We start from the raw sequence: 8,372 nt of genomic DNA, 5'->3' as shown, positions 1-8,372 counted from the left end.
AGCACCCGCAACCCCGCAACCGGAGGAACAAAATCCCTGGGTAAAAGGGTAATGGGGCTGGTACGAGAAAAGCCCCTCAACAGGAGGGGCTAGACGCGGTGTTAACCGCGGTCGACGGCGCGGTTGCGCAGGGCGCGGGCGAGGCGGTCACGCTGCTCGGTCACGGCGCGACGCAGGCCACCGGCCAGGTCGCGGGAGAGGAACTCATCGGCACGGTCGAGGGTTTCCTGGCTGACATCCCAGCGCGGGAACAACCCGGTCACCGTGGTCAAGGCAATCTCGTTGGACTGCGCGGACCAGATCTTTTCCGCCACGTCGAAGAACTCTGCACTCGGCAGGAGCTCGTCGGCGCCTACGAACGTCAGGCCCGCCAGCTTCGACTCCAAGTCGCGGTTGCCCAGTTCGCCGGCCACAATCTCGTCCCACACCGCGCGCTTGTTGTCCTCGGTGTTTACGGCAGCCAACGCCTTAAGCGAGGCCTGGTAGCCCGTCGCGGTGTTATCGCGTTTGAGTTCCTCCGCCGCCGCCGTCATGGCGGCGCCGGCGGCCTCGGGGCCGGTGACGTCGGCAAGCGAGCCATCGGCGATAAGCGCGGTGAGCACCTTCCAGCGCAGGCCCGCATCCGAGGAAGTCTGAAGGAGCTCTTGGAAGAAGGTGCGGGAGGCGTCGTGAAGCTTGATGCCAGCCAGCGCCTGGGTGAAGACGATGGAGCGCTCGGCGTTATCGGAGCGGGCGCCGTCAAGGAGGGCGTCGGCAAGCTGCGTATCCTCCTTTGCCCACTCGGGGTCCGCATAGGTGGACTGGGCCGTTGCGGCCTGGGAGAGGATGCGCTCCAGCACGGCGAGCTCGGTCTCCGCCGCCGCGCCGCGGGCGACAAGCGCCACGAAATCGCGGGCGCGCATGGTACCTGCCCGGGTCATCTCCCAGGCGGTGGACCAGCACAAAGTGCGGGCCATGGGGTCCTCGAACTTGTCGATATTCTCCTGCAGGAACTGCAGGGAACCGGCGTCCAGCTCGATGAGGCAGTAGGTCAGGTCATCGTCGTTAGGCAGCACAAAGTCTATGTCCGCCTGCTTGCGGCCAATGAGTTCCGGAATCTCGGTGGAGGCGCCATCGATATCCATCTCGATGCGCTCGGTGCGCACCACCTTCTCTCCTTGCAGGGCGTAGACGCCGACAGCGATGCGGTGGGTGCGCAGAGTATCGCCACGTTGGGTGAGGTGGGCCTGTGTGATGGTGCCGGACTCGTCCGTCTCCAACGCCACACCCAGAGTGTTCACGCCCGTGCTCTTCAGCCACTGCTGTGCCCAGAAGGACAGGTCGCGCCCCGAGGCCTCCTCGAGGTGGCGCAGCAAATCCCCGAAAGTAGCGTTGGCCCACTGGTGCTCCTGGAAGTGGCGGCGCACGCCAGCGAAGAAATTCTCGCGGCCCACGTACGCCTGCAACTGCTTCAGCACCGACGCCCCCTTGGCGTAGGTGATGCCGTCGAAGTTCTGCTCCACAGTCTCAATATCGGAGGCATCCGTGGAAATCGGGTGCGTCGTGGGCAGCTGGTCCTGCTGGTAGGCCCAGGCTTTCTCCACGTTGGCAAAGGTCACCCACGCGGTGTCGTACTCGGTTTCCTCCGCTTGGGAAATCGCCGCCGACCAGGTGGCGAAGGACTCGTTGAGCCACAGGTCATCCCACCACTGCATGGTCACGAGGTCACCGAACCACATGTGCGCCAGCTCGTGCAGAATGGTGTCCGCGCGGCGCTCGTACTTGTAGTGCGAGGCTTGCGACGTAAAGACGTACTCATCGCGAATGGTCACGCAGCCGGCGTTCTCCATTGCGCCGGCGTTGAACTCCGGAACGAAAATCTGGTCATACTTGCCAAAGGGGTAGGCAAAGCCGAAGTTGCGGTGGTAGAAATCAAAGCCCTGCTTGGTCTCCGTGAACAGGCGCTCGGCGTCGAGCGATTCCAGCAACGAGGGGCGGCAATAAATACCCAACGGCACCTCAACGGACTTAGCAGGTGAGCCCTCCGGGTGCTCCGCCAAGGTGCCGGTCCACGTATCCGTCACGCCCACATATGGGCCCGCGCACAGGGCAACCAGGTAGGTCGACAGCGGGTAATCCACCGCCGCGCGCACGGTGTTGCCCGAACGCCTGATGGGGGAGTTGGTAATCACCGTCCAGTGCTCTGGGACCTCAAAAGCCAGCGAGTACGTAGCCTTCAGATCCGGCTGGTCAAAGCAGGCGAAGACGCGCTTGGCGTCGGCAGTCTCGAACTGGGTGTAGAGGTAAGCTTCACCGTCGACCGGGTCAACGAAGCGGTGCAGGCCCTCGCCGGTGCGCGAATAGCGGATTTTCGCCACGACCTTCAGCTCATACTCCGCCACCTGCAGACCCGACAGGGGGATGCCGTAGGTCGGGTCATAAGCACTGGTGGGCAGGGGAGCGCCGTTGAGGCGGACCTCGAGAAGCTCGTCACCGCGCAGATCAATAAATGTCGAGCCAGCTTCCTTCACGCGGAACGTCACCACCGTGGTGGAGGTGAAAAACTCCTCCCCGGTGAGGTCGAGGGCAACGTCATAGTGGCTTACCTCCAGCATGCCGGAGCGCTGTTGGGCTTCCTCGCGGGTGAGGTTAATCGAGGTCATGTAGGTTACTCCTCTTCGTCGGTGATTAAGTCTCTGCACCAGCGTAGTCACACGCCTAGGGTGGGGTGCCACAGACTACACAAGCAAAGGAGATTTACTGTGGCCCAACAAGTAACCTTCTGGTTCGACTGCTCCTGCCCCTTCGCATGGCTGACCTCGCGCTGGATTAAAGAGGTGGAGAAGGTCCGCGATATCGAGGTGACCTTCCAGCCGATGTCCCTCTCGGTGCTCAACAAGGGCCGCGACTTGGACCCGGAGTACATGAAGATGATGGAGGCCAACTGGGGCCCTGCCCGCGTAGCAGCCAAGATTGCCGTGGAGGCCCCGGACAAGGTCGACGCCTTCTACACCGCCATGGGCACCCGCATCCACACGGAGGGCCAGGGCGGCAAGAAGGGTTACGGCGCCTACGACGACATCATCAAGCAGGCGCTTGACGACGTCTCCCTCCCCTCCACCTTCGCCTCCGTGGCCAACACCGAAGAGATGGATGAGAAGCTCACCGAGTTCCACAACCGCGGCATCTCTGAGGTTGGCGATGAGGTCGGCACCCCGGTGGTGAAGTTCGGCGATACCGCTTTCTTCGGCCCGGTCATTACCCGCGTTCCCACCGGCGAGGAAGCCGGCGAGCTTTTCGACGCCTCCGTGCGCCTCGCCAAGTTCCCGTACTTCTTCGAACTCAAGCGCTCCCGCACCGAATCCCCGCAGGTTTAGTGCGTGGGATGGCCCACAGGCCGGTAGGATGTGGGCCATGCGCGTTTATTTAGGAGCAGACCACGCAGGGTTCGAGATGAAAAACATCATCGCCGAGCACCTGAAGAAGCAGGGCCACGACGTCATTGACTGCGGTGCCCACGAGTACGACGCCGAGGATGACTACCCGGCATTTTGCATTGAGGCCGCGCTGCGAACCGTCAACGATCCGGGCTCGCTCGGCATCGTACTGGGCGGTTCCGGCAACGGCGAGCAGATCGCCGCGAATAAGGTGAAGGGCGCGCGCTGCGCCCTGGCGTGGTCCCCGGAGACCGCACGCCTGGCCCGCGAGCACAACAACGCCCAGCTCATCGGTATCGGTGGCCGCATGCACTCCGAGGAGGAAGCACTCGCCATCGTGGACGCCTTCCTGGATCAGGAATGGTCCCGTGCTGAGCGCCACCAGCGCCGCATCGACATTCTTGCCGAGTACGAGCGCACCAACATTCCGCCGGAGCTTCCGGAGGCCTAGTTCATGTCCTTGGGGTGAGTGCCGCCGCGGCCCTCTTCCCCGAGGTCAAGATCAGTAATCGCAGCCATCTCGGATTCATCGAGTTCGAAGCCGAATACATCGAAGTTCTGCGCGATGCGCTCCGGGTTTTCGGACTTCGGGAACACGATGACGCCATTTTGCAGGTGCCAGCGGATGATCACCTGGGCGGGGGAGACGCCATACTTTTCGGCAGGCTCGGTGATTTCCGGCTGCTCGAAAAGGTCCGTCTTACCCTGGCCTAGTGGGCCCCAGGCTTCGATGTGCACCTGGTGGGCGCGGAAGGCATCGAGCTCACGCCAGCGCTGCAGGTAGGGGTGCAGCTCCACCTGGTTGACCACGGGGGTTTCATCAGTCTGGGTTTCTAGCTGGTCCAGGTGCTCCAGCTCAAAGTTGGAGACGCCGATGGACTTGGCCTTGCCGGCCTTCTTTAGCTCGATGAGCTGCTTCCACGCCTCGACGTAGTGGCCGTTGTCCGGGCAGGGCCAGTGGATGAGGTAGAGATCCACGTAATCAAGGCCCAGCTTCTCCAAGGACTCGTCGAGAGCTGCGGCCGCATCAGTCTGGCGGTCATTCCACAGCTTCGTGGTGATGAACAGCTCCTCGCGCGGGATGCCGGACTTGGCAATCGCGCGGCCTACGCCTTCCTCGTTGCCGTAGATGGCAGCGGTGTCGATGTGGCGGTAGCCCACCTTGAGGGCTTCGAGGACCAGTTCCTCGGTCTTGGCGGGGTCGACTTTGAAGACACCGTAGCCGAGCTGGGGGATGGTGTTGCCGTCGTTGAGTTCAATATTGGGTACAGTCATGCGGCCCACTCTACGTAGGGGCGGCGCATTCTGACAGAAAAGATGCATGGCCAGGCATGATGCGGCGGCAATCCGAGCGGTCATCCCCAGCGGGTGCGAAAACGACTAAAGCTGCACCGGCTACCTAAAAGAGGTACTCAGTGCAGCTTTTCTTGGAGGGAATGACGGGAATCGAACCCGCGTCTTCAGCTTGGAAGGCTGAGGTATTAGCCACTATACGACATTCCCACAACCGGCAATCTTCAACTTTCAAGGCCTTGACTTTGAAAGCCGTTGAATCGGCGTGCCGATTACTTTAGCGCACGTGGTCGCTGAAAGGAAAATGGGAACTTAAGCGGGGTAAAGCGCGTTACTTTGAGTAGGTGTACAAGCAAAACAACACATAGTTCAACACGCAATTCAACTCTGAGATGAAAGTGGTGCTTTCGTGAGCTCGTTATTGCTCCTTATCCTCGTCGTCGGTGGCGGCGCATGGTTCCTGTCCTCGCGCAACGGGAAGAAGCAGCAAGAGCTGCGTGAATCCCAGCGTTTTGAGGACGCGATGGCGGATGCGCGCCGCTGGACCGAGCGCCTTGGTGGCCAGGTCATGAACTTAAGCGGAACGGACACCGCCTCCCAGCAGGCCATGGCGGATGCGTCCGAGCGTTTTACCGCCGCTAACTCCGCGATTTCCCAGGCCACGACGGTCAAGCAAGCGCACCTAGCGCGCGAATCTGCGCTGGAGGGTCTTTACTATGTTGCGGCCGCCCGCGAGATTATGGGCATGGACCCGGGTCCTGAGCTGCCGCCGCTGGAAGGTCAGCGCCAGGCCGGCAAGGTGACGGAGACCCGCACGGTGGAGGCCAATGGGGAGACGCTGACGGCGTCGCCAAGCGCATCCGCAGAAACCCCCAACTACTACCCGGGTGGTGTCGTGGCTGGACGCCCGGTCCCGGCCGGTTGGTACTCCCGCCCGTGGTGGGCCGATGCGTTGACCACCGGCGTGTGGATGGTGGGCTACTCCATGATGTTTAACGCCATGTTCGCCGGCATGGCGGGAGTGGGCTACTCCGCCGCGGCGGCTGAAAGCGGCGACTGGGGTGGAGACCTCGGCGGCGCTGATGGCATGGACGGCGGTGCCATGGACGGAGCCGGTGATATGGGCGCTGGCGATGTCGGAGGAGGCGACGATGGCGGCTTCTTCGATGGCCTCTTTGGCGGTGACGGAGGCGATGGTGGAATGTTTGATTTTGACTTCGACTTCTAAAGAATAAAAGCGCCTCTGACATGCACGAATGAAGTTAAATTGGGGCCGGTGTTGGGATAGCTAAGCGCCTATCGGTACACTAGCCCCAGTATGAAGCGCAGCTGCGTGCGGAACTTCCGGGCGCAGAGGCTTTCCATACGGGGCGTGGCGCAGCTTGGTAGCGCACCTGCTTTGGGAGCAGGGGGTCGCAGGTTCAAATCCTGTCGCCCCGACGTATGGGGGCCTGGACGTACATCCAGGCCCCTTAATTACATCTTTAAACGATCACAATCAGGAGAGTTTCTCGTGAAGACCACCGTAGACAAGCTGAGCGATACCCGCGTCAAGCTCACCGTCAACGTTCCGTTCGCTGAGCTGGACAAGGAAATCGATCAGGCCTACGCGGCGATCGCGCAGCAGGTTTCCATCCCGGGTTTCCGTAAGGGCAAGGCACCGCGCCAGCTTATCGACGCCCGCTTTGGTCGTGGCCCCATCCTCGAGCAGGTCGTCAACGACATGCTGCCGTCCCGCTACGAGCAGGCTGTTACCGAAAACGATCTCAAGGTCATTGGTCAGCCGGAGATCGACATTGCCAAGCTGGAGGACAACGACTTCGTCGAGTTCACCGCTGAGGTAGATATCCGCCCCGAGTTCGAGGTGCCGGACTTCTCCAAGATTTCCGTCAAGGTGCCGGCGCTCGAGATCGGCGATGAAGACGTCGACAAGGCCCTCGAGGACCTGGCTTCCCGCTTCGGTGAGCTCAAGGACACCAAGCGCAAGATGAAGACCGGTGATTTCGCTGTCATCGACATCACTACCGAGGTTGATGGCACCAAGCTGGAGGAGGCTTCCCACGAGGGGATGACCTATCGCATCGGTGACGACAACCTGATTAAGGGCCTCGACACCGCACTGCGCGGCATGAAGACCGACGAGGACAACGAGTTCACCACCACTATCCAGTCCGGTGAGCACGAGGGCGAAGAGGCCACCGTGAAGGTCCACGTCCAGCAGACCAAGGAGCGCAAGCTGCCGGATCTCGACGACGAGTTCGCACAGATGGCCTCCGAGTTTGACACCATCGACGAGCTGCGCGAGGATACCAAGACCCGCGTCGAGGAGACCAAGAAGTCTGAGCAGGCTGCCGCTATCCGCGATGAGGTCCTGAAGGCCGCTCTGGCTGAGGTTTCCTTCGAGCTGCCGTCCTCCATCGTTGATGAGCAGGTTCACGCTCAGCTGCATCAGATCCTGGGCCAGATGGCTCACGACGAGAAGGCGCTGGCCCAGCTGCTTGAGGCACAGGGAACGACCCGCGAGGAGTTCGACGCTGATGCTCGCAAGTCCGCTGAGGAATCTGTCCGCACCCAGCTCTTCCTGGACGCACTGGCTGAGGTTGAGGAGCCGGAGGTGTCTCAGCAGGAGCTGACCGACCACATTCTGTTCACCGCTCAGTCCTACGGCATGGACCCGAACCAGTTCATCCAGCAGCTGCAGTCCAGCAACCAGCTGGGTAACCTGTTCTCCGACGTTCGCCGCGGCAAGGCCCTGGCTACGGCTATCTGCCGCGCCGAGGTCACCGACGAGGCCGGCAACAAGGTTGATGTTGACCAGTACTTCGGTGAGATCGACGAGGACGAGGCTGAGGCTTCCGAGGAGAAGTAATCTCCCGCTTGTAATGTGCCGCTGCCACATGTGTGGTGGCGTGCGCGCGTGAAACCCCGGATTCAGGTAACTCAAGGATGAGCCTGAATCCGGGGTTTGTGTCATTGTGAACGCCCTCTAGGAGTCTTTGAGTACTTCGTAGAGGGCGTGATGGGTGTTGGCTGGGGATACCGCTAGCCGTTCTTGGCTCTAAAGGCCTTGTCGGTTAGCTGCAGGAATCGCATAACGTAATCCTTGACAAAGTCTGCGGTGCGTTCATTGAGATGTCCGGACTCTTCGAAAAGCGTGGGGGATTGACCCAGAAATACTTCGGGCTGACCAGGAAGCGGCATATCGAAGTAGGACAGGGCGAGGCGAAGGTTCTTCTGTGAACTGTAGCCGCCCATGCGGCCTACAGAGTGGCTAATGATACCTGCGGGAAGGTTCTTCCACGCCACATCTGAGTTGGGTTTAGAGCCGATGTCCACTGCGTTTTTGAGGCAGGCGGGGATAGTGCGGTTGTTCTCTGGCGTAATGAAGAGGATCCCGCTCGAGTTCTTGATGGACTCGCGAAAGGTGGTGTACTCAGCCGGAGTGGGCTTGTCCGTGACGGCGGGGTCATCGTAGTCGAAGTCATAGAGCGGCAAGTCACGGATTTCCACGATGTTTGCCTCGTAGTCTTCAGGGATCATCGTGAGCACCTCGTGTGCAATCTTGCGTGCAAATGACTCTCGGCGCAGGCTGCCGACGATAACGCTGATACGTGGGGTGGTCATGGTAAACCTTCTTTCTTAGTTGGGTGTAGGGAGACGTGG

At 61.0% G+C, this 8,372-nt stretch carries 7 protein-coding genes and 2 tRNA genes; 5 read left to right on the top strand and 4 right to left on the bottom strand.

Features of this window, described 5'->3' with window-relative positions; genetic code table 11:
- Window positions 1-101: 101 nt before the first annotated feature.
- Entirely contained in the window at window positions 102-2,642 is a 2,541-nt protein-coding gene (gene pepN / locus QKE52_RS13000) for an aminopeptidase N (protein ID WP_347948978.1), read from the bottom strand.
- 99 nt (window positions 2,643-2,741) lie between these two features.
- Here pepN and QKE52_RS12995 point away from each other — a divergent pair, with 99 nt between their 5' ends.
- The gene (locus QKE52_RS12995; RefSeq protein ID WP_070511991.1) at window positions 2,742-3,356 is read left to right on the top strand and encodes a DsbA family protein; all 615 of its coding nucleotides are present in this window, start codon (window positions 2,742-2,744) and stop codon (window positions 3,354-3,356) included.
- Window positions 3,357-3,393: 37 nt separating this feature from the next.
- On the top strand, window positions 3,394-3,867 hold the full coding sequence (locus tag QKE52_RS12990; protein WP_046647313.1) for a ribose-5-phosphate isomerase: 474 nt from the start codon (window positions 3,394-3,396) through the stop codon (window positions 3,865-3,867).
- On the opposite strand, the gene QKE52_RS12985 is transcribed toward QKE52_RS12990, so the two are convergent.
- Both QKE52_RS12985 and QKE52_RS12980 read right to left on the bottom strand, forming a co-directional pair.
- Complete coding sequence (locus QKE52_RS12985; RefSeq protein ID WP_070517926.1) at window positions 3,864-4,691, bottom strand: aldo/keto reductase; 828 nt, start codon at window positions 4,689-4,691, stop codon at window positions 3,864-3,866. The two genes, QKE52_RS12990 and QKE52_RS12985, sit on opposite strands and share 4 nt — an antisense overlap.
- A gap of 153 nt (window positions 4,692-4,844) precedes the next feature.
- A tRNA-Gly gene (locus tag QKE52_RS12980) sits at window positions 4,845-4,919 on the bottom strand.
- Window positions 4,920-5,118: 199 nt separating this feature from the next.
- On the opposite strand from QKE52_RS12980, the gene QKE52_RS12975 reads away from it, so the two are divergent.
- The 3 genes from QKE52_RS12975 (at window position 5,119) to tig (ending at window position 7,578) form a co-directional block, all read left to right on the top strand.
- Window positions 5,119-5,937, top strand: coding sequence for a DUF1542 domain-containing protein (locus QKE52_RS12975; RefSeq protein WP_347948977.1), 819 nt, complete (start codon window positions 5,119-5,121; stop codon window positions 5,935-5,937).
- Between the two features lie 138 nt (window positions 5,938-6,075).
- Window positions 6,076-6,149: transfer RNA gene (locus tag QKE52_RS12970), tRNA-Pro, on the top strand.
- Between the two features lie 73 nt (window positions 6,150-6,222).
- Window positions 6,223-7,578, top strand: coding sequence for a trigger factor (gene tig / locus QKE52_RS12965; RefSeq protein WP_070546361.1), 1,356 nt, complete (start codon window positions 6,223-6,225; stop codon window positions 7,576-7,578).
- 173 nt (window positions 7,579-7,751) lie between these two features.
- Here tig and QKE52_RS12960 read toward each other — a convergent pair whose 3' ends face one another.
- Window positions 7,752-8,333 carry an NADPH-dependent FMN reductase gene (locus QKE52_RS12960; RefSeq protein ID WP_347948976.1) on the bottom strand — a complete coding sequence of 194 codons (582 nt, stop codon included), beginning with the start codon at window positions 8,331-8,333 and terminating at the stop codon, window positions 7,752-7,754.
- Between the last annotated feature and the right edge of the window lie 39 nt (window positions 8,334-8,372).

It is taken from the genome of Corynebacterium sp. c25Ua_47, assembly GCF_039907205.1.
Classification (GTDB): Bacteria; Actinomycetota; Actinomycetes; order Mycobacteriales; family Mycobacteriaceae; genus Corynebacterium; species Corynebacterium hiratae.
The sequence above is the reverse complement of the archived record's forward strand: the minus strand, read 5'-3'. Positions and strand labels throughout refer to the sequence as shown.

Coding starts and splice junctions, on each gene's coding strand:
- pepN (WP_347948978.1), bottom strand. CDS start 2,642: ATGACCTCGATTAACCTCACCCGCGAGGAAGCCCAACAGCGCTCCGGC.
- QKE52_RS12990 (WP_046647313.1), top strand. CDS start 3,394: ATGCGCGTTTATTTAGGAGCAGACCACGCAGGGTTCGAGATGAAAAAC.
- QKE52_RS12985 (WP_070517926.1), bottom strand. CDS start 4,691: ATGACTGTACCCAATATTGAACTCAACGACGGCAACACCATCCCCCAG.
- QKE52_RS12960 (WP_347948976.1), bottom strand. CDS start 8,333: ATGACCACCCCACGTATCAGCGTTATCGTCGGCAGCCTGCGCCGAGAG.